The 21,039-nt window shown below is 35.6% G+C and carries 17 protein-coding genes and 6 pseudogenes; 18 read left to right on the top strand and 5 right to left on the bottom strand.

The window, feature by feature from the left end; genetic code table 11:
* The first annotated feature begins 15 nt into the window (after positions 1-15).
* The 8 genes and pseudogenes from ACLKMH_RS15230 (at position 16) to ACLKMH_RS15195 (ending at position 5,647) form a co-directional block, all read left to right on the top strand.
* A pseudogene (locus ACLKMH_RS15230) lies at positions 16-905 on the top strand (ABC transporter permease).
* 1 nt (position 906) lies between these two features.
* Positions 907-2,155 (top strand): annotated as a pseudogene (locus ACLKMH_RS15225) (quaternary amine ABC transporter ATP-binding protein).
* Between the two features lie 234 nt (positions 2,156-2,389).
* On the top strand, positions 2,390-2,962 hold the full coding sequence (locus tag ACLKMH_RS15220; protein ID WP_413698910.1) for a glutathione S-transferase family protein: 573 nt from the start codon (positions 2,390-2,392) through the stop codon (positions 2,960-2,962).
* A 46-nt stretch (positions 2,963-3,008) separates the two neighbouring features.
* Positions 3,009-3,833 carry a TIGR01459 family HAD-type hydrolase gene (locus ACLKMH_RS15215; protein ID WP_413698909.1) on the top strand — a complete coding sequence of 275 codons (825 nt, stop codon included), beginning with the start codon at positions 3,009-3,011 and terminating at the stop codon, positions 3,831-3,833.
* A gap of 19 nt (positions 3,834-3,852) precedes the next feature.
* A complete protein-coding gene (locus ACLKMH_RS15210) occupies positions 3,853-4,296 on the top strand; it encodes a DUF1499 domain-containing protein (protein WP_413698908.1) in 444 nt (147 codons plus the stop codon).
* Between the two features lie 22 nt (positions 4,297-4,318).
* On the top strand, positions 4,319-4,783 hold the full coding sequence (locus ACLKMH_RS15205) for a LysE family translocator (protein WP_413698907.1): 465 nt from the start codon (positions 4,319-4,321) through the stop codon (positions 4,781-4,783).
* A gap of 13 nt (positions 4,784-4,796) precedes the next feature.
* Entirely contained in the window at positions 4,797-4,961 is a 165-nt protein-coding gene (locus ACLKMH_RS15200; protein WP_413698906.1) for a hypothetical protein, read from the top strand.
* A gap of 9 nt (positions 4,962-4,970) precedes the next feature.
* Positions 4,971-5,647, top strand: a pseudogene (locus ACLKMH_RS15195) (DUF3047 domain-containing protein).
* Positions 5,648-5,709: 62 nt separating this feature from the next.
* Here ACLKMH_RS15195 and tdh read toward each other — a convergent pair.
* Together tdh and ACLKMH_RS15185 are read right to left on the bottom strand one after the other, a co-directional pair.
* Positions 5,710-6,733: pseudogene (gene tdh, locus ACLKMH_RS15190) on the bottom strand (L-threonine 3-dehydrogenase).
* A gap of 5 nt (positions 6,734-6,738) precedes the next feature.
* Positions 6,739-7,934: pseudogene (locus ACLKMH_RS15185) on the bottom strand (glycine C-acetyltransferase).
* Positions 7,935-8,068: 134 nt separating this feature from the next.
* Here ACLKMH_RS15185 and ACLKMH_RS15180 point away from each other — a divergent pair.
* Together ACLKMH_RS15180 and ACLKMH_RS15175 are read left to right on the top strand one after the other, a co-directional pair.
* Entirely contained in the window at positions 8,069-8,983 is a 915-nt protein-coding gene (locus ACLKMH_RS15180) for a LysR family transcriptional regulator (RefSeq protein WP_413698905.1), read from the top strand.
* A gap of 10 nt (positions 8,984-8,993) precedes the next feature.
* Positions 8,994-9,769 (top strand): annotated as a pseudogene (locus ACLKMH_RS15175) (phytanoyl-CoA dioxygenase family protein).
* 7 nt (positions 9,770-9,776) lie between these two features.
* On the opposite strand, the gene ACLKMH_RS15170 reads toward ACLKMH_RS15175, so the two are convergent.
* Entirely contained in the window at positions 9,777-10,610 is an 834-nt protein-coding gene (locus ACLKMH_RS15170) for a LysR family transcriptional regulator (protein WP_413702363.1), read from the bottom strand.
* Positions 10,611-10,827: 217 nt separating this feature from the next.
* On the opposite strand from ACLKMH_RS15170, the gene ACLKMH_RS15165 reads away from it, so the two are divergent.
* From ACLKMH_RS15165 to ACLKMH_RS15130, 8 genes are all read left to right on the top strand, one after another.
* Positions 10,828-11,271 carry an MFS transporter gene (locus ACLKMH_RS15165; RefSeq protein WP_413698904.1) on the top strand — a complete coding sequence of 148 codons (444 nt, stop codon included), beginning with the start codon at positions 10,828-10,830 and terminating at the stop codon, positions 11,269-11,271.
* Positions 11,195-12,034: an MFS transporter gene (locus tag ACLKMH_RS15160; RefSeq protein ID WP_413698903.1), complete on the top strand. Its 840-nt coding sequence runs from the start codon at positions 11,195-11,197 to the stop codon at positions 12,032-12,034. The genes ACLKMH_RS15165 and ACLKMH_RS15160 overlap by 77 nt, the downstream gene beginning before the upstream one ends.
* 97 nt (positions 12,035-12,131) lie before the next feature.
* Positions 12,132-12,638, top strand: a complete 507-nt coding sequence (locus ACLKMH_RS15155; RefSeq protein ID WP_413698902.1) for a hypothetical protein — start codon at positions 12,132-12,134, stop codon at positions 12,636-12,638.
* A gap of 18 nt (positions 12,639-12,656) precedes the next feature.
* Positions 12,657-13,310 carry a LysE family translocator gene (locus tag ACLKMH_RS15150; protein WP_413698901.1) on the top strand — a complete coding sequence of 218 codons (654 nt, stop codon included), beginning with the start codon at positions 12,657-12,659 and terminating at the stop codon, positions 13,308-13,310.
* Positions 13,311-13,540: 230 nt separating this feature from the next.
* Positions 13,541-15,544 (top strand): methyl-accepting chemotaxis protein, encoded by a 2,004-nt coding sequence (locus ACLKMH_RS15145; protein ID WP_413698900.1) that lies wholly within the window; start codon positions 13,541-13,543, stop codon positions 15,542-15,544.
* A 112-nt stretch (positions 15,545-15,656) separates the two neighbouring features.
* Positions 15,657-16,238: a DUF2780 domain-containing protein gene (locus ACLKMH_RS15140; RefSeq protein ID WP_413698899.1), complete on the top strand. Its 582-nt coding sequence runs from the start codon at positions 15,657-15,659 to the stop codon at positions 16,236-16,238.
* Positions 16,239-16,452: 214 nt separating this feature from the next.
* Positions 16,453-17,925 carry an MFS transporter gene (locus ACLKMH_RS15135; protein ID WP_413698898.1) on the top strand — a complete coding sequence of 491 codons (1,473 nt, stop codon included), beginning with the start codon at positions 16,453-16,455 and terminating at the stop codon, positions 17,923-17,925.
* Positions 17,882-18,535, top strand: coding sequence for a hypothetical protein (locus ACLKMH_RS15130; protein ID WP_413698897.1), 654 nt, complete (start codon positions 17,882-17,884; stop codon positions 18,533-18,535). The genes ACLKMH_RS15135 and ACLKMH_RS15130 overlap by 44 nt, the downstream gene beginning before the upstream one ends.
* Before the next feature lie 127 nt (positions 18,536-18,662).
* Here ACLKMH_RS15130 and ACLKMH_RS15125 read toward each other — a convergent pair whose 3' ends face one another.
* On the bottom strand, positions 18,663-20,228 hold the full coding sequence (locus ACLKMH_RS15125) for a DUF4962 domain-containing protein (RefSeq protein ID WP_413698896.1): 1,566 nt from the start codon (positions 20,226-20,228) through the stop codon (positions 18,663-18,665).
* Positions 20,197-20,742, bottom strand: coding sequence for a hypothetical protein (locus ACLKMH_RS15120; RefSeq protein WP_413698895.1), 546 nt, complete (start codon positions 20,740-20,742; stop codon positions 20,197-20,199). The genes ACLKMH_RS15125 and ACLKMH_RS15120 overlap by 32 nt, the downstream gene beginning before the upstream one ends.
* Positions 20,743-21,039: the final 297 nt, after the last annotated feature.

Below are 21,039 nucleotides of genomic sequence, written 5' to 3'. Positions count from 1 at the left end.
TTGGAAAATAAATAAATGTCAGATACATCATGGTTATCGGAAATTCCTCAACTTGACCGTCATCAGTTATTAACAATCAGAAAAACACTCGATGGTGCTTACCGTAGCTTTTCTCGTGAATATGGTGATAGCATCGAAGCTTTTTTGATCCTTTACTCTCTTTTCTTATTTGGTTCGAAAAATTACTTCTAAATTCTCCTTGGTTTCTTGTGATTGGAGCTTTAGCCGCATTTGCTTATGCGCTAAGCCGTTCTTGGAAACTCACATTTGGCGTAATTGTAGCTTTTTGTCTTATCGGCTTCTTTGGTATGTGGGACGATACCATGCGCACAATGAGTATTATTCTAGTCTCTACCTTATTAGCAATCATTATTGGTATTCCCATAGGAATTGCAATGGCACGCTCTAATCGTATCCAAACCATTGTTACGCCAATGCTTGATATTATGCAAACAATGCCAGCCTTCGTTTATCTTATCCCAGTTGTTATGTTACTTGGTATTGGTAAAATTCCAGGTGTTATTGCCGTTATTATTTATGCTGTACCGCCAGTTATACGTTTAACTAATTTAGGTATCAGAATGGTTGACGAGGAAGTGTTAGAAGTCGCAACTGCCTATGGTGCAAATCCAATGCAACGTTTATTCGGTGTTCAACTTCCTTTGGCTATGCCTAATATTATGGCTGGTATTAATCAGACTATTATGATGGCACTTGCAATGGTTGTTGTTGCTTCAATGATAGGTGTTAAAGGCTTAGGTCAACCAGTTCTAAAATCCATTACTAATCAGTATTTTACTTTAGGTTTGTTAAATGGATTAGCAATTGTCGCATTAGCGATTATTTTTGATCGAATATCTCAAAGTTATGCAAAACGTACCTTACAAAACTTCGGAGGTCAGTAAAATGAGTGACGATAAAAATGAACAAGCTTCACCATTAATTAGTATAAAACAACTTTATAAAGTTTTTGGTCCAAACGAGCACAAGGTGTTGGAGCAAGTTAAAGCAGGTAAATCTAAAAAAGAAATTTTAGAAGAAACTGGCCACACCGTTGGACTTTCTGATATCAATATTGATATTTATCCAGGTGAAATATTCGTTATTATGGGCCTATCGGGCTCAGGTAAGTCGACTTTAATTCGTCACTTTAATCGTTTAATTGAACCGACTGCTGGTGAAATTATTTTATCTGATAGTGATGTCATGAAATTGAACGAAAAGGATTTACAATCCTTTCGTCGAAATAAAATGTCAATGGTATTTCAGCGCTTTGGTTTAATGCCACACCGTACTGTGCTAGATAACATTGCTTATGGATTACAGGTACAGGGTGTTAGTAAGGATATTCGTCTGACAAAAGCAGACAAATGGTTAAAAACTGTTGGTCTTGATGGATATGCAAAACAATACCCAAGACAACTTTCTGGTGGTCAACAACAACGTGTTGGTTTAGCAAGAGCTCTTTGTACAGATGCTGAAATTTTGTTAATGGATGAAGCATTTTCTGCTCTTGATCCACTTATTCGTAGTGAAATGCAGGATCAATTAATTGAACTTCAAGAAACATTACATAAAACTATTGTTTTTATAACCCATGATCTTGATGAAGCACTTCGTATTGGTGATCGTATTGCTATATTACGTGATGGAGTATTAGTACAGCAGGGTAAACCCGTTGATATTTTGCTTAATCCCGCCGACGATTATGTAGAAGCCTTTGTAAAAGATGTTAATAGGGCACGTGCACTAACTGTTGAAACCGTAATGCAACCACAAATTTGTCGTATATCAAGTGAAACCATTGGCGAAGCTCTGATTCAAATGCGTAAATCTAAACATGATTATGGTTATGTTGTTAGTGATGATGGTTATCAAGGTGTTATTACTCAAGATACCCTAGAAAATGTAGAGAAATCAGATCGAGATAATGAAATTTGTTCTTCTTTAATTGATGATGTACCTTCTGTTCAAAATGATGCTCTATTAGAAACAGTCATCCCTGACATGCTTGATAATACTGTGCCATTGCCTGTTTCTCAATGAAGAAGGGGATATTGAAGGTAATTTATGCAGGACAACCCTAGTTGATGTTTTAACTGATCAAGTTGAAACTGAAGATAAAGGTGTTACTGAAGCAGAAAAAGCAAAATAGTATTATTACACTTACAAATAAGCATTTGCACATAAAAAGTGCAAATGCTTCTTATCTTTATTTAGCTTTAAAAACTTACAAACCATTAATATTAAAATCTTCAGCATTTTCTGGATAGGATGCAACAACATCTATAAACTACCTATTAATAATTTTCATTAAAAGGTACGATAATTATGTCTCTCATTTTGTTTTATGCTCCTGGTGCTTGTTCAGGCGTCACTATCAACGCTATTGAAGAATTGGGTTTACACTGCGAATATCGTAAAATCAATATTCGTCGCTGGAGAGCAGAAGTCCGAACAATATCTAAAGGTTAACCCCTTTGGAAAAGTACCTGCCTTATTAGTTGATGGAAAGCTTCTAACTGAAAACCCTGCTATTTTAATTTATTTAAATTCTTTACCTTCAACAAATGAAATTTTACCGAAAGCAAATGATGCTTTTCATCAATCGCAGATTTATTCTGATTTGATGTGGCTTTCAAGTACTTTGCATCCTTCAGTCCGCCATGTTTGCGTGCCGTCATATTATACAATCAGCGAAAATAAAGAAGATGTTATTGAACGTGGTCGAATTGCCTTATCTATGAATCTTAATCTTGCTGAAAAACGTCTTGTTGGATCGCAGTGGTGGTATGGTGATAAATGGTCAATTGTGGATACTTATTTACACTGGTGTTATACACGTGCAGAGCGAGGCGGTTATTCACTGGAAAATTTTCCAGCACTAGGTGCACATCAAAAACGCGTTGAAAAAATGCCAAGCTATGCAAAAAGAAAATCAATTGAAAATAATAACCTCTAATGTAAATAGAATTGAGGTTAACTAAGAATATTTAGGAAATAATGTAATGAAAATGATTAAAGGCCTTAAAGATATCATCGAAACATTTGATACTTTTATTTTGGATCAATGGGGTGTTTTACATAATGGTGGAGATGCATTTCCAGAAGCTATTGAGGCTTTAAAATTCTTAAAAGAATGTAATAAGAAAGTTGTTATCCTTTCCAATAGTGGAAAAACAGGGACATTTTCTTATCAACGTTTACATGAATCAGGTATTAGTCGTGATCTCTATTTAGATGTTTTAACCTCTGGTGATCACATGCGCCATAACTTCAAATCAGGTAAATTTAAATCACTGGGACAACGGGCTTTACATTTTACCTGGGATAATGATCACACTGTTCTTGCTGATTGTGACCTTGAAGAAGCTAATGTAAAAAGTGCTTCTTTTGTGCTCTGTTGTGGTGTGGATCGAGGTGGTGTGGAAGATTATATAGATGACCTAAAACAGGCCCGCGAAAGAGGTCTTGAGTTAGTCGTGAGTAACCCTGACTTAGTCGCTATGTTACCAAGCGGTGGCTTAAAAACTTGCCCAGGAGCAATTGCGAAAGCTTATCAAGACATGGGCGGAGTTGTGCATTGGCATGGTAAACCGCAGGCTGATATTTATAAAATGTGCAATGCATTAGTGGGTGGTTGGGATAAAGCTGTTGCAGTAGGAGATAGCCTCGAACATGATATTGCGGGAGCTAATAAAGCTTCTATCAGTAGTTTATTTATTACTAGTGGTATTCATTCAAAAAATATTAGTGATGAAAAAAGTATTCTAGATTTATCTGAGCAATATGATGTGATGCCAACTCACTATGTAGACTGGTTTAAACAATAATTTAAAAAGGATAAATAAAGTGAAAAAGAAAATCACATTAACAATATCAAGTTTAATGTTATTGATGGGGTGTTCGGGTACTAGTCCAAAACTTGGTACTGAGAATAAGCAATTATTAGCTTGCCCTAATACGCCTAATTGCGTTAGCAGTTATGAGACAGATAAAGAACATGCTATCGAATCGCTAAAATTTAAGGGTGATCAACAAGCAACACAAAGTCTTCTGTTAAAAGTTTTACAAGATTATAAGGGTGCAAAAATTATCACTAATAATGAGCATTATATTAGAGCTGAGTTTACCTCTCTTATTTTTAGATTTGTTGATGATGTTGAATTTTACTTTCCAGAGGCAAACGCAAATGAAACCATTATTCAGGTAAGATCAGCATCGCGTATTGGTCATTCAGATCTAGGTGCGAACCGCAAACGGATAGAAGCCATCCGTCAACAGCTTACCAAATAGGTTAAATGTTAAGGAAGCTCTTGTGAATGAAATATTAACTTTTAGTTTTGTCGCATTTATATTAGTTATATCGCCTGGACCAAATGGTGTGTTAATTATTAAAACTATTTCAGCAAATGGAACTAAGCCCGCCATATATAATATTTTAGGTTTATTTATTGCTACTTTTTTTCACGGAGCTTTTTCAATTCTAGGCTTGTCTGCTCTTGTATTACAATCTGCACAGTTATTTATTGTCATAAAAATTATTGGAGCATTATATTTATTGTATATCGGCCTAAAGGCGATTATTAATACTTTTAATAAACAAGTTGCCAGTAAAACAAAATCAGTGATTAATGTGAACACTACAAAAAACAAAGATTTTAACAAGAGTCATTATTTTATTGAAGGTTTTCTAACTCAACTGTTAAACCCAAAGGTTTCTATGTTTTACCTCGTCTGCCTTTCCACAATTTATATCCTTCGAACAACCTTCTGTTTTTAATGCTTTTGCATTAGTGAGTATTCATGCAAGTATTATTCTTTTATGGTTCACTGCGTTAAGTAAAACAATACACAAAATTAATTTTACTACTCGTTTACCAAATTTAGGAAAATGGGTACAAAGAATTTCTGGATCAATCATGATTTATTTTGCCGGCTTACTATTAGCTTTTAGGTAAAGGGTTTTTATGTTTACTAATTTTTCTATTAAAGTTCTGTTTCTTTTTAGTTATTTTGTCATAAATCAAGCCAACGCTGATATAAATTTAACTGCTTGGGATAAGGACGGTTTTAAGAATTGGCAGGAAAAAGAATTTTCTGGAAAAACAATTTATCAAGTTGAGAATTTTAAGGGGCGACTCGCACTTCAAGCAATCAGCAAACAAGGCGCCTCTGGTTTAGTCTTAACACAAAAAATTGATTTGCTTGAAACTCCTTTTTAAACTGGACTTGGTTGATCGAAAAGAAACTAACGGGGTTAGAGGAACGACAGAAGAGTGGTGATGATTTTGTAGCTAGAATTTATGTTGTGATAGATGGTGGTTTCTTTGTCTGGAAAACAAAATCATTAAACTATGTCTGGTCGAGTAATCAACAACAGGAAGAAGTTTGGAATAATCCTTTTGCATCCTCTAATGTTAAAATGTTATCAGTTCGTGGCGTTGAATCCGAAGTTGGTGAGTGGTACGACGAAAAACGTAATGTCTATCAGGATCTAATTGCAACGCTGGGGGATCAGGGAAGCGATAAAGCTAATCAAAATGCTTTTCAATACATAGATGTGGTGGCCATTATGACCGATTCAGATAATAGTAAACTGCAAGCTGAGTCATACTATGGTGATATTATATTTACAGCAAACTAAACAAACACTGTTACTAGTTAACAAGCTATGTAACAGTGTATTTAAATTATTTATTTAAGATTTTAGGTCCAATCTAAAATAACTTTACCAGATAAGCCTGAATTCATCATATCGAAAGCATCTTGAAAATTATCAACATTATAATGATGAGTGATAATAGGTGTTAAATCTAAACCTGATTGGATCAAGCTGGCCATTTTGTACCAAGTTTCAAACATTTCTCGTCCGTAAATGCCTTTAATGATCAGGCCTTTAAAAATAACTTTATCCCAATCGATTTGCATATCAGAAGGCGGAATACCTAACATGGCAATTTTCCCGCCATTGTTCATATTCTTTAACATGCTATTAAAGGCCATTGAATTTCCGGACATCTCTAAACCAACATCAAAGCCTTCAGTCATGCCTAATTCGGACATGACATCCTCAAGCTGTTCTGTTTCAACATTTACTGCGCGTGTAACCCCCATCTTTTTAGCGAGTTTCAAACGATATGGATTAACGTCAGTGATAACAATATGGCGTGCACCAACATGCTTTGCCACCATGCCGCCATAATACCAATAGGCCCAGCACCAGTTATTAAAACGTCTTCACCGACTAAATCAAATGAAAGAGCTGTGTGAACAGCATTGCCAAAGGGTCAAAGATAGAGGCTATATCATCTGAAATTTCCACTGGAATTTTAAATGCATTATAAGCAGGAATAACTAACAGCTGTGAAAATGCACCAGTCCGATTTACACCAACACCTGATGTGTTTCTGCAAAGGTGAGTTCGACCACAGCGACAATTTCGGCAATGACCACAGGTAATATGACCTTCGCCAGAGACTCTATCTCCTATATTAAAACCGCGTACTTCCTGGCCAATTCCAACGACTTCGCCGACATATTCATGGCCAATAACCATAGGTACTGGAATGGTTTTTTGTGACCATTCATCCCAATTAAAAATATGCATGTCAGTACCGCATATTGCAGTTTTTTTAATACGGATCAGTAAATCATTATGGCCCATTTCTGGTTTTTCAACTTCAGTCATCCAAATACCTTTGGATGACTGAAGTTTTGATAGCGCTTTAATTTTCATTATTTTATAAGCCCCATTGCTTGGCCAACTTTAATGAAGGCATCAATTGCTTGGTCTAACTGTTCTATAGAATGTGCCGCTGACATTTGCGTGCGAATTCGTGCTTGTCCCTTTGGAACAACTGGAAATGAAAAAGCAACAACATAAATACCTTCTTTAAGTGCGCGCTCTGCAAATTCTGAAGCAACTATTGCATCGCCTAACATAATGGGAATAATTGCATGATCTGCGCCACCTAGTGTGAAGCCAGCCTGTTGCATACGAGTACGAAAGTGCTCACTGTTTTTCCAAAGCTTACTTCTTAAATGTGCAGATTCAGCAAGTAAATCTAGTACCTGAATGGATGCAGATACAATTGCGGGGGCAACAGAATTAGAGAAAAGATAAGGGCGAAAACGTTGACGTAACCAATCTATGACTTCTTTTTTCCAGAGGTATAACCACCTGAAGCGCCACCCATAGCTTTTCCGAGAGTCCCTGTGATAATGTCGATACGATCCATTACATTGTGATATTGATGCGTACCAGCACCGTGGTCTCCCATAAAACCAACGGCGTGTGAATCATCAACCATAACTAGCGCTTCATATTTATCTGCTAAATCACAAATTGCTGGTAAATTAGCAACTACACCATCCATTGAAAAAACACCATCAGTGACAATTAATGAATGACGTGCTCCTGCTTTTTTGGCTTCGATAAGTTGTTTTTCAAGTTCTTCCATATCGTTATTGGCATAACGAAAACGCATTGCCTTACAAAGACGAACACCATCAATAATTGAAGCGTGATTTAACGCGTCTGAAATAATGGCGTCTTGTTTATCTAAAATCGTTTCAAATAACCCCGCATTTGCGTCAAAGCACGAGGTATAAAGAATGGTATCTTCCATACCTAAGAAATTAGATAGTTTTGTTTCTAATGTTTTATGGGAATCCTGTGTGCCACATATAAAACGTACTGATGCCATACCAAAGCCATGTTCATCCATACCATCTTTTGTCACTTGGATTAGAGCAGGGTGATTTGCTAAACCTAAATAGTTATTTGCGCAAAAATTTAACACTTTTTCTCCCGAAGAAATAGTCACTGCCGCTTTTTGCGCTGACGTGATAATACGTTCTGATTTATATAATCCTTCATTTTTAACTTCATTAATTTGATCTTGGATTTGGCTATAGAATGCAGGAGACATTATTTTTCCTCTATGATATTAAAAATTCGTTTTCTATTGAGTATCAATTCAGATGGTTAATCTGATAATAAATAGATTATAATTGAAGGTCATTACTATTATTAGATAGCAAATTGGAAAAGCATTGATGAATCATGGTCACAAATAAACTTATCACCTTACTTCCTGATCTAGCCACTTTTATTGTGGTTGTGAATGAGGGAAGTTTTACTGCAGCGACAAAAAAACTGGGTGTTACTCCTTCGGCGTTAAGTAAATTAATCACCCGTTTAGAGAGTGCCTTATCAGTAAAGCTGTTTGAGCGTTCAACACGTCGCTTATTAATTACAGAACCCGGCAAAAAAATATATCAGCAATCGACCATTATGGTCGAGGTCGCTCAGCATGCGCTTGATATTTCGAATTTAGAACATGTTGTCCCCTCTGGCACACTAACGGTTGCTGGGCCAAAAGCTTTTATGACAAACGTCATTCAGCCATTGGTAACTCTTTTTTTACATCAATACCCTAATATTGATTTAAAACTAAGAGCATCGGATGGTGAAATAGATATTATCGAACAGGGAATAGATGTGGTATTTCGCCTAACAGATAAACCCACAGAAGGTTTAATTCTCAAAGAAATAGGCAAGGTCAATCTTAGTTTATGTGCGAGCCCGGAATACTTAAAACAAAGAGGTTTTCCTGATGATCCACTACAACTAATAGATCATGATTGTTTATTCTTGGGTGAAACACCAACAGATCATATTTGGGAGTTTGTGAAAGGGGCGAAGAGTCATGTTATTTCAGTGACAGGACGTTATGCTGTAAACCACTCTCAAATGCGATTAAATGGGGTCAAGGATGGTTTTGGAATCGGTATTTTTCCTGATTTTGTTATTAAAGATGCTTTAAAAAATGAATTAGTGATACCCGTTCTTTCTGACTGGATAATAAAAGGAAATTATCAAGGTGTTATTGCGATGCAATATGCGCAAAACAAATATATGCCCACACGCTTAAAAGTCTTTACTGAGTTTGTTAAGCAACATGCAGTGACAGGTTAATCTTTCTAATATGCCAACAAAATTACTTTCATTAAAAACTCAATACCAAGATCATGGTTATTTTGTCATGAAGAATTTCTTTCAAACAGAGGAAATAAACCAGCTTCGAGACGTTATTTTAAAGTTTCATCGACTATGGAAGGAGGATAATGCTGAATTTTACCAACAAGAAGCATTTAACTCTTCGTTGATAACAGGTAGCCAATATCTTTCTGATGACCAACGACTCCACCTATTTAATTTCATCAGTTCGACCAAAATGATGCGTTTGATAGAGTCTGTGATTGATAATCAAGTCGCTTTTATGAATACGCAGTTATTTTTTAATCCCGTAAATCCTAATCAAAAAGACTTCTGGCATCGAGACTGTCAATATGACTTCGATATTGAGATGCAAAAACAAGTGATCATGGGCACACAGGTGGTTCACTTAAGAGTTCCTTATTTGATGAGCTTGGGATGGAACTTATTCCTGGTACTCATCAACGCTGGGATAATGAAGAAGAGTTTAATGTGCGCCAGGAAATTAATGGCAAACAAAGTAGTGATGATCTTTCTCAGAGCATTAAAATCGGTTTAAAAGCAGGTGATTTATTAGTTTTTTCTGCTGATATGATTCACAGAGGTTTATATGGCTTAGACCGCCTTGCATTAGATATTTTAGTATTTGATTCAGCAGGAAATTATGCAGATTATGTTGATGATGATTGCTTACCAAATGAATCAATGCTCAACAAGATTAACAATGCTGAATTATATCTTAATACCATTTCATTGAAATCTTAGTTGTAATTTAACCCTTTGGGTGTTCTTTCACATGTTCGATGACAAAGTCTCGAAATACCTGATTAGCCCGAGATAAGTAACTATCATGACGCCAGGCTAAACTAAGGTTTAAATAAAAGGGTTCAGCAAAAGGGCGAGTAACAATTTCATCATCCTCCTGAATAGCGACTTTCCACATAGGAGAAATTGCATAACCTTTGCGAATAACGGATTTTATTAATGGTAATAAATTACTGGTAAAAGCAATATTTGGTCGACATTGTTCCTGTTTACTAATTTTCTCTATCACTGAGTGTAAATAATAACCTTTTTGGAAAAGAATCAATTCGTGTGCTAAGAAATCTTTATATTGAATTGTTTCTTTTTCTGCAAGAGGATGGTCTGGCGCCATGCAAACAACTACTTCTAATTGAATTAATTTTTCACTGTCTAGCTCTGGTACTAAGTCTTTATCTGCAACGACACCTAATTCCATTTTGGCTTCTAGTAAGCGTTGGCAAATATTCTGAGTCCCTAAATCAATAATATTTAAATCTAATGCAGGATAGATATGCTTAAATGCCATTAAAATTGAGGGGAAATAATAGGAACCAAGCATGGTAGGTACGCCTATTTGTACTTCGCCATGATCTAACCCTTCAATTGCATGCATAGCTAATTTAGCATCTTTGACTTGTTGTAGAATCTGCCGGGCATGTTGTAAAAATTGCTCACCTGCTTGAGTGGCACTGACGCCTCGATCACGACGGTGTAACAAAGCAATGTTTAATTCACTTTCGAGTTTTTTAATACTTGTGCTGATGGCTGGTTGTGCAAGGTTCAGTTGTCTAGTCGCAGACAGAAATAGAACCCGTTTCTATTACAGTGACGTAATGTTTTAATTGTCTGAATTCCATTTCTCAACTCCCTGAACCATAAAAACCCTACAAAGTATAGGTATTATTTTGGTTAAGTTATCAATATAAATTTAATTTATGGATACCATAGAAATATGATAATTTATTTATTGATAATACCTCGTTATGCTTGCGCCATCCATTACTTAATACACCAAAACAATGAAAAGAATATCGCATTATAACAAGTTAGTTATTTCAGTTTGTCTTTGCTCTATCGTTACTTTTTCCAATATATATTGGTTACAAGCTGTTTTACCTCAATTACAACTATCTTTTGAGATAACCCTTCTCGAAATGAATCTTGCGATGTCAACATCTTGGTTTGGTATGGGCATTGGTTTACTGATTATTGCCTCTTGTTCCGATGCAATAGGAAGAACATCTTTACTGATTAAATGTATGCTTATTGGTTTAAGCCTTTCATTACTTTTACCATTGGTTGATAACTACAGTGTATTTTTAATCTTACGCTTTCTACAGGGCGCATTTTTAGTCGCTTGTCCTGCCATTGCAATCCCTTTATTGGGTGAGGAACTTAGAAAAAGTTGGTTACCTGCTTGCCGTTGGTTTTTATATCGCATCAAATACAATCGGTGGAATTAGCAGTCGTCTGATTAGTGGTATCGGTGGGCAATACCTTGAAAGTTGGCGTTCTGCAGGTTTGTTGATAGCCATGATTAGTTGCTTGTTATTTTGCATTGTGTTTGCTTTATTACCTAAACAACGTCATTTCATTAAACGTGAATTTAAAGTCAAACAGAGTGTTAAAGTTTTTTCCACTCATTTATTATCACCGGAATTAATGATTATTTATATTATCAGCGCGCTTGCCTTTGGTTGTTTTATGAATCAATTTAGTTATTTAATGACAGTATTAAAAGGAGCACCGTATTTATTACCGAGTAGTGTTCGTAGTTTAATGTTTATTACTTTCCTAGGGGGAACTTATAGTTCTTCTTTTGCAGGTAAATTTTCTAAAAAACATGGTCAAATTGCTGGTATCACTACAGCTATATTTATGATGTTAGGTGCTAACGTTTTGTTAAGTGAACAACATTTACCGTTAATGATGCTTGGTATGGTAATGATGGCGGCAGGTTTCTTCTTTTGCCATGCACAGGCAAGTACCTTGGTTAGTCGAAGTGTTAAAACAGGTAAAGGCAGTGCAATGGCTCTGTATAGTTTATTTTATTATAGTGGCGGTAGTTTAGGCGCATTTTATATTGATCCTTTTTACCAGCGTTGGGGGTGGCAAGGGGTTTTAGGCTGTACTAGTATGGCATTAATTATTTGTCTGACCTTAGTTTCTATTTATCAGGTTAGAGCACATCAAAGACAAAAAATACAATTACGTCCTGTGCTTTAAATATGATGAAGTTTATGATTCATTCATATCTTATCCATGATATAACTTAATTTTGAAATAAAAATTTTAGCGTTAGCATTGAAATTAAAGGAATATCATGGCACCTGTATATATTTTATCCTTTCTTGCATTTATATTACCAAGCACTGTTATTGCATCGACTATTGATACAAATAAGGTCAATACAAGTGAATTAAAAAAAGTTAACCAAACATTTTTGTATGGCAGTTGGCAATGTGCAGGTTCAATGGAGTATAAACAAATTAATATGAGTGTTACATTTGATTATAAACTCAATTTTACAAAGGATTACAAATCTTCAGGAGAAGGAATCGTTTCCTTTGGTTTTCCAAATTATTATGATATTGATTATAAGTTAACAGATAATTCAACTTGGAATATAAATAATAATGAGATTATTTATACTTCAGAGGATTTGCAGTTAACAAATTTGACTTATCCTGAACTAGAGAAAATTGTTAATTTAGAAAAAAGAGTACCAACGAGAATAAACGAGTCTTCTAAGATACTTAAATTGACTAGCACTCAACTTACAATACAAACAAAATCTGACAACAAAATTTATAATTGTTCTAAAATTTAATCATTAAGGTAAAGAAATATGTATATCCAACATTTAGATACTTTTTTAATTGCAATAACCATTTTGACTTTAACACCAGGTTTAGACACGGCTTTAGTGATAAAAAATACCAGCCGTTCAGGGGCAAAAGATGGTTGTGTAACCAGTTTTGGTATTTGTTCTGGCCTGTTTATTCATGCAGGGTTTTCTGCTGTTGGTATTTCAGCTATTTTATTACAATCTGCACAGCTTTTTCAGGTAATGAAATGGATAGGAGCGACATATCTCATTTGGCTAGGATTTAATGCGTTAATGGCAACATACCGTGGTGTTAAAGGGATCAACGTTTCGCAGGATACAAGTCATCGAGAATTTAAAATGATGCGATCACTTCGTGAAGGATTTTTATCAAACGTGTTAAACCCAAAAACAGCGGTGTTTTATCTTGCATTCTTACCACAATTTATCGATCCAAATCAGTCTTTATTTATACAATCTTTTATTATGGCTGGTATTCATTTTCTTATTGCTATGGTTTGGCAATGTGGTCTTTCAATTGCTATTAATTCGGCACAAAAATTAGTAAAAAATTCTTCTATTTTAACTTGGATGGAAGGATTAACAGGAACTGTTTTGATTGGTCTCGGCATTAAATTGTTATTAGATGATGAAAATTCGCCAACCATGTCATAAATAATACAAATAGTAAGGATATTTATAAAAACACTCCTGTAAAAATACTAATAAGCGACTATAGTTATTTTAAATAGTTGTTTGCTACTTAATTCGTTTAAATAAAAGCATTAATAATATTTGTTTAAGCGAATTAAGAAGAAGGTTCATAGATTTTTTCAAAATACTTTCCGCTCTAACTTCTATTAAAAAATTCAAAATTAACTATTAAAATATCTCTGGAGAAAACCATGCGGTTATCACTTATTCATCGCGTGTTACTTGGCTTTGCCATTGTTACATTACTTATGCTAACCATTAGTGGTTCGGCCTATTTTGCACAAATTAAAATGGCTGGCGAATTAAAGTTAACGGCCTCCACATTAACAAGCCTATTAGATAAAACTAATACTTTAATGTTGCATTTACAGGATTCAAATCGCGCCATGATGCAACATGCAAATACAGAATCTGAAACCGAACGTAGTGTATTAGCCAAAAAATTTATTAATTCTCGTGAACAATATAATCAATTATCAACGTCTTTAAACCAAGATGTTCAAGATTACCCGCAATTATTAAACGGACTAAATTCAATCGAAGAGCATGCCCAACAATTTTTGACAAGTGCAAATCAGCACCTATCGATACATGATCAACGAATAGGCGCTCGTAGTAAGTCATTCCTAGAACTTAATCAGTTTGATGAAGACTGGTTATTTTTCTCGCAGGATATATCTGATATGTCAAATACTGCGAAACAAGAAAACAATCAAAGAGTTATTTGGGAATTAAATTATATTAAAAAGCAAGGTGACGGTGCTGTCTCGTATTTACAGCGCTCCTTGGCAGTACTTAACAAAGAAAAGATTCTTGAATATGAAACAGAATTAATAAACTATTTAAAGGGGTTTACTGACAAAGCAAACATTACAATTAACCTCATGCCCAGCAGAGATGAAGATATAAAACTTTATGTGGATGCTATTACAAGAGCTATTTCAAAACCTGACGGGTTATTTCAGCAACATTTAGCATTTATCGCGCTTAACGATGAAAGTAGAGCTAATTTAGCGGCCAGTGCACAGATGATGACCGTCATCGGTGAAGAGTTTACTAATGAAATTTCTGCTATTAGAGCTCTCTCGGAAGGTGCACTTACCAATGCAGAGGAAGTTTCAGCAAACTCAATAATGATAAACTTATTATTGTCAGCTTTAGCGATAGTTGTTTCTATTACCGTTGCAACGACAGTGACGCGAGCTATAAAAGTTCCATTGACGGAAATTATGAGAGCGTTACAGCATTTATCCGAAGGTGATTTATCCTATTCAATAACCGGTAATTATCATTCTGAAATGGGCATGGTGGCAAATAATATTAACTTGCTTAAAGAAAAATTAAGCCAGGTAATATCAAAAATTCAAATTGCTTCTCACACCATTAATGATGTGGCTACACAAAGTTATTCAATGAGCGCTAAAACCAGTGATGACGTTGAACAACAAAAATCACAAACAGAATCAGTGGCAACAGCGGTAACCGAAATGGAGACCGCCGTGCAAGAGGTTGCTAACCACGCGACGGATGCAAGCCATTCTGTTTCAATGATCACCGAACAAGCTCAACATAATATGAGTAATACCCAAGAGAATTTGCATTTTATTAATGAACTTAAAATGTCACTTGATTCAGCTACAAATATAATTCAAGGGTTATCAAATGAGTCACACCAAATTGGTGAAATACTAAATGTGATACAAAGTATTGCAGAACAAACTAATTTGTTAGCATTGAATGCCGCCATTGAAGCCGCAAGAGCAGGTGAGCAAGGAAGAGGTTTTGCAGTTGTTGCAGATGAAGTGAGAACACTTGCTAATCGTACACAACAGTCTTCTAGTGAAATTAGCGAGATGATAAAAACGCTTCAGGATAAAGCGGGGCAGGCCGTTTCGATAGTTGAAAGTAATTTAATTCAAGCTGAAAAGTCAGTTAGTAAGACTGAACAAACCAATGATTCATTACAGGAAATGGTGGTTAGCCTAAAATCAGTTAACGATATGAGCCACTCAATCGCTAGCGCTTCAGAACAGCAAAGCTGTGTTGCAAAAGAAGTTGCTGAAAACATTGTCAGAATTTCTGATATGGCTGAAAGCATTGCTTCTAGTGCAGAACAATCCGCTAAAGATAGTGGAGAACTGAAAGGTCTAGCAACAGAACAAACGGATCTTGTTGCTCAATTTAAATTAAAATAATAGCTTTTAACCTCAATTTAACCTGCTCTTTTTAAATTTTTAAAGGAGCAGTGTATCTCTGATATTTTCCTGATAGTATGACGACTTAACTATTTTACATTTAGGAAACATAATGAAAAAACAAATTCTGGCTACAACTCTTCTTATTTCTTTGACAAGCGTAGCAAATGCAGGCTTCTTTGATTCTATCTTTGGTGGTGAAGAAACCACGCCAGCGACCGTAAAAGCAGAAGTAGAGAATGTGGTACCTAGTGTTGAAACAGAAAAATCATCAATGACATCAACTGCGACAAGTATGGCAACAGGTTTACTACCAACTTTGACACAACAATTAGGTGTTTCTGATGCACAGGCATCTGGTGGTTTAGGTTCATTAATGCAACTTGCACAAAGCTCTTTAAGCACTGATGAGTTTAGCCAATTAAGTGATGGTGTACCTAATATGAGTTCACTTTTATCTGCAGTACCGGCATTAACGTCAAGTTCAGATGGTGGACTTACAAATATGTTATCTCAAGCAGGTGGTGTTGCATCATCATTAGGTGGACTTTCACTATTAACACAGCAATTTGAAGCGCTTGGTTTAAGTCCGGATATGATTAGTCAGTTTGCACAAATTGCAATGACTTATTTCTCTAGTGATAATGGTACTTCAGCTTTATTACAAAAAGGTTTAGCATCAGTTTTGGGCTAATAATCCTATATAATTTATACTATCTTTAAAGCCATGTTATGAACATGGCTTTTTCAAATTATCTGTCTTATTCTTCTAATCTTTAGCCTAACTACAGAAATTACAAAGCGACACTCTCTTTAACACTCTCTATCAACATGTTAAGTTAACTTTTCATCGAATGTGATTTCAAATAAGCGTTCCGTCTTCCCGACAAAAAAGAGAGAATTATTTCGTGATAGTGACCCTTAGACCTCTTGCTCTATTACTAGCCAGTGGCTTTTTATTAATGCTTGGTTATGGACTTAGTAACATATTAATCCCGGTAAGAATGCAACATGATGGGATTAACCTTAATAATATTGGTATTGTGCTTTCAATGTTATCCGTCGGTTTTTTGATCGGCGCTTATTATAGTCGGACGTTATTGCAGCGTGTTGGCCACATTCGAATATTCGCAATGTGTGGCAGTTTAACTGCCGTCGCAATATTAGTTTCTGGGTTGTATCCAGAACCAATGATATTAGCGACAATGAGAGCACTAACAGGGTTTTGTATTGCTTGTACTAATGCGACTTTAGATAGTTGGTTAAGTCACAGTGCTAATGAAAAAAATAGAGGCCGGATACTTTCAATCAATCAAATGATGATCATGTCTGCTTTATTCTCTGGGCAATTTTTATTAAATATTGCGCCAATTGATAGTAATATTTTATTTGTTATTTGTGGCATTCTTTTTAGTTTATCGATCACTCCGATAGTTATTAGCAGACAGAAGGGGCCACAAATAGAAAGTAGTCAATCTATGTCTTTAATTACAATTTTTAAACTATCTCCCTTAGGTGTTGTTAGTCGCTTTTACTGTGGCATTCTCTATGCTGGGTTATTAAATCTATTACCTATTTTTGCCAGTAAAAATGGCATTACAGATTTAGACTTATCCATCTTCATGGGCGCCGCAATTTCTGGTGCAATCCTTTTACAATTCCCAATTGCTTATTTTTCAGATCATTTTGACCGCCGTAAAGTGATGTTATGGATGGTATCAACATTAATCATTTTAAGTTTTTTTGTTCCTTTTTTAATGAATATGGATTTATTTAAGATGACTTTAATAACTATTGCTATTATCACTGGTTTGGTTGCGTGTTTATATCCCATGAGTATGTCAGAAACCTTTGATACCGTCTTAAAAGAACAAATTTTATCGGCAATGAGTTCTCTTTTATTAATCTATGCCTTAGGCACGATCATAGGGCCTTATTTTGCTTCTATTGTAATGGAGTCTTTTGGAAGCCAAGCTTTATTCGGATTCATTAATTTAGTGGCTTTTACTCTGTTGATTTATATTATTTTGTATATGAAAAAGCATAAATCTTTACCGCTTGATGAACAAGATAGTTTTATTATGCAAACCCCAAGTGGCGTTGTTTCAGAATTGGATCCCCGTACCCATTATAATGAAGCGCAATTTGAACACACTGCAGAAGTTGAAGTCGCTATTAATCTTGCAAGTAAAAATCCATCGGTTGCTGTTAACATGGCCAAAGCCCTTATTTTAAAACATCCCGACAAGGCGTCAAATCTTGTCGTCGCATTAAGTACTATTGAATCAATTGATATAACAAAGCTATATGCTCGCAATTACGTCGGCCGCACCACAAATGAGTGTTCATATAGCAGAAGCCTTAACCAATGCCTCACCTGAAAAAGCCAATGAATTAGTTGACTGGCTCACACAGGAATATCCTGAACAATATACTCATATAGTTGTTGCAATGGCCAATGCTATGCCAGATGACGGTATTGATTTAATGGAATTAGCGACTGAAAATATGTCTCAAGAACATGCAAGTGAAGTCTTAGAAATGACCGAAGAGTATGTCAACCAACTTTCTGAATCATTAGAAGCAATGCGTCCAGTTGACAGGGTTGCGTACGCCTCTGAAAACACTGCAACTGAACTTTATAACCGACTATCAGAAGTATCACCAGAACAATCAGCAGATATTGCATTAACCGTTTCTAATGCATTACCTGAATCTTCTCATGATGTAGCAGAAGCCTATGCCAATAATTTGATTGATACTGAAAATAGCCAAGTAGATAATGCAGATGCATCAGAAAACATTGAGAATGCTATGAATGATTATATAAATCAGGTTGTTGAAAATATACCAGAAACCAGGCTGTCGAGGTTGCCAGTACCTTTGTTGATTCCGTACCTGAGGTTGCATCAAATATGCTTGAAATACTGCAAGAATCAGACTCTATTGAGGAAAGTGAGTTTATTAGTGGCGTTGATGATAAACCAGTAGATGATGAAGTTGAGCAACAGTTACAAGAAGCTGTATTAAACCAATCTAATTAATTTGTAGATAATATTTGTACATAAAAAAAGCCACCTAAAGGTGGCTTTTTGTTTAACAGCAATAATATTGTTTATTACAATTCGATAGTAACAACTTCGCCATCAATTGTTAATGTTAAGGTATTATCAACTAATGTATAAGACACGTCAGTTTTAGGACCATTAAGCTTGCTTGGTACTAATAGTGTTAAAATTTCATGCTCTTTTTTAGCTTTAAATTTTGCTTCAACATGACGATGAACTTCAAGGTCAGCATATTCAGCTGGGTCAACTTCACCAAAACCTTCAACTTTATCGATTGAAAGCAGATCTGCAGTACAATCGTTAATGAAACTTACGTCTAGAAGGGCATTCTCACCAATGATTTGGAAAGAGTCAGTCGCAGTTTCTGTTTTAAAGGTAGTATGTAACAGCCAGGTTAAATCCTGTTCTGTTTTAAGCGTTGCAGTATCACGCATTACAAACACTTTACCCTTAGCAAACCAAATCTTACGCTTGTATGATTCTAAGTCTGGGTTATGGAATTGATATGAGGTAGATGCGTCACCCTCCACAAATAATACTTCAGATTCAGTATCGTAATCACTAATTTTACCACCAGCTTCGATGCAGTAACGATCTTGATGTACGCCATCAAATTTAGTGGTTGTATTCTCTGCATATTGACCTTTACCGTCAAATAAAGGTAAGTTTTTAGAGAAAGTACGACGACGCCATTTGATGTGCATATCTACACCAAAACCACCGTAATAACCTGTAATAGTCGCTAATGTGTCACCAAATGCATGTAATGTGTAAGCATTTTGATCACCATGTGAATGACTGATAGAACCAAATGGGCTACATTTGTAAACCATATGGATATGTTCTTCACGATTAGTCATATTGCTATGGAATGTCGCCCAACCCGTTACTGGGAAAACTTTAAGTAGTGGCTCATTTGAAGGTGCTACTTCAGGCATATCGTTCCATAGGTAATCAAAACGTAAATCATCGTAACCAAAGTCCCACCAACCAAAGTTGTAGAATTTTGTATGTGCTTCAGTATCACGTGCTTTAAGTTGGTTGTAGTACCAGATGTATTCAGGCTTGTTATTTACACCAGCAAAGTGTTTGATGTTGTAAGCTAATTTTAATCCTGGGAAATCACCAATACTTGATTGGTCACAGAAACTAGCACGACGAGAGTGTACAGGCATACAGTATAGTGGGAAATCACCAGTATTTTTGTAGAACTCTTTATTGAACATATTAATAGATGTATAGCTTTTTAGTAGATCAAAAGATTCACCTAGGAATGCCATTTGTGTATTCCAGTAATCAGGACCTTCAGCCCATGCACCGTCTTCACCACCCCATGGTGGGTAATGTGTTGCATAGTATTCAATACCATATTCAATGTATTCTCGAGCTTTAGGGTATTCATTATAAAGCGCGATACAAGTTGGGATCACTGCAGAACCGATACTACGAACACCGTGGCTGTTTAGCGGGTTAGCTAATAAATCAACAGTCACTTCAAGGTGATGCATAATCTCTTCTAAACGAGTAATTAGTGCTTGTTTGATCGTTTCACGTTCTTCATCTGTGAAGTAAGCATGTAACCAATCATAACCCCAAGCCATTGTCTGCAATAACACGGAAAGCCGCTTCATCGTTGTAACCGCGTGAAGTAACACCTTCAGGATCATAAGAAGCTAATTTTAACGTCCATGCTTTTGCTTTAGCAATAATTGCATCATCTTCTAAAACGATACCAGCAATAGATAAGTTACGTGTCGCATTGAAAGCTTCTTGACAGCTAACGTACATTTGACGCCAGAAAGGACGCCATAGAGAAGCTTTACCAACAGTCTCTTCTGGATAAGCTTTTGGCTCTTCATATGGCGTAGTATCTAAAAACTTGTTTGTTGAATTGTTCATGAACGCATCAAACTTGCAATAAGTTGCATCGTTTTTAAGATTTTCTTTGAATGCAGCAAGATCTTTGCTTTGAACTAAAAGGCGTGGGTGATCAACACTTAAGTTATCTAAGAAAGAAAGATCAATATCTGTTTTTTGTACTTTAACTGGCATGCAGTCAACAAGATTACCGGCAGATTTATCATTTTCTAACTTGATCGCTTTAATCGCGTCAAAAGACTTATCAGACATTTAATACCTCTAATGATTTATTTAATTTACAGTTAACTTTTTGTATGACCTTAATAAATAGGACAAACATTTTTTTATTACTCAGTATGTCGATATTTAAGCTTTTTCTTCGTTGAAAAAACGCTTTTAAACGACCAAACTGTGCTTTTTTGCCTTGGACTCAGCATAAATTACTTAGCCTTGAGCAATTTTGTAAAAAGCACTTGTTGTTTTGCTAAGAAGTTATTTGCTAAGGAAAGTGTTAACTCTCAGCTAGTAAGAGTTTTATATCATTTGTAATACAATAGCTCAAGAGTT

Source organism: Psychromonas sp. KJ10-10, assembly GCF_047323245.1.
Taxonomy (GTDB): Bacteria; Pseudomonadota; Gammaproteobacteria; order Enterobacterales; family Psychromonadaceae; genus Psychromonas.
The sequence above is the reverse complement of the archived record's forward strand: the minus strand, read 5'-3'. Positions and strand labels throughout refer to the sequence as shown.

Bases quoted from the DNA above. Each gene is read 5' to 3' on its own strand.
- ACLKMH_RS15215 (WP_413698909.1), top strand. From the start codon at position 3,009: ATGAAAATGATTAAAGGCCTTAAAGATATCATCGAAACATTTGATACT.
- ACLKMH_RS15180 (WP_413698905.1), top strand. From the start codon at position 8,069: ATGGTCACAAATAAACTTATCACCTTACTTCCTGATCTAGCCACTTTT.
- ACLKMH_RS15165 (WP_413698904.1), top strand. From the start codon at position 10,828: ATGAAAAGAATATCGCATTATAACAAGTTAGTTATTTCAGTTTGTCTT.
- ACLKMH_RS15155 (WP_413698902.1), top strand. From the start codon at position 12,132: ATGGCACCTGTATATATTTTATCCTTTCTTGCATTTATATTACCAAGC.
- ACLKMH_RS15150 (WP_413698901.1), top strand. From the start codon at position 12,657: ATGTATATCCAACATTTAGATACTTTTTTAATTGCAATAACCATTTTG.
- ACLKMH_RS15145 (WP_413698900.1), top strand. From the start codon at position 13,541: ATGCGGTTATCACTTATTCATCGCGTGTTACTTGGCTTTGCCATTGTT.
- ACLKMH_RS15140 (WP_413698899.1), top strand. From the start codon at position 15,657: ATGAAAAAACAAATTCTGGCTACAACTCTTCTTATTTCTTTGACAAGC.
- ACLKMH_RS15130 (WP_413698897.1), top strand. From the start codon at position 17,882: ATGAGTGTTCATATAGCAGAAGCCTTAACCAATGCCTCACCTGAAAAA.
- ACLKMH_RS15120 (WP_413698895.1), bottom strand. From the start codon at position 20,742: ATGTCTGATAAGTCTTTTGACGCGATTAAAGCGATCAAGTTAGAAAAT.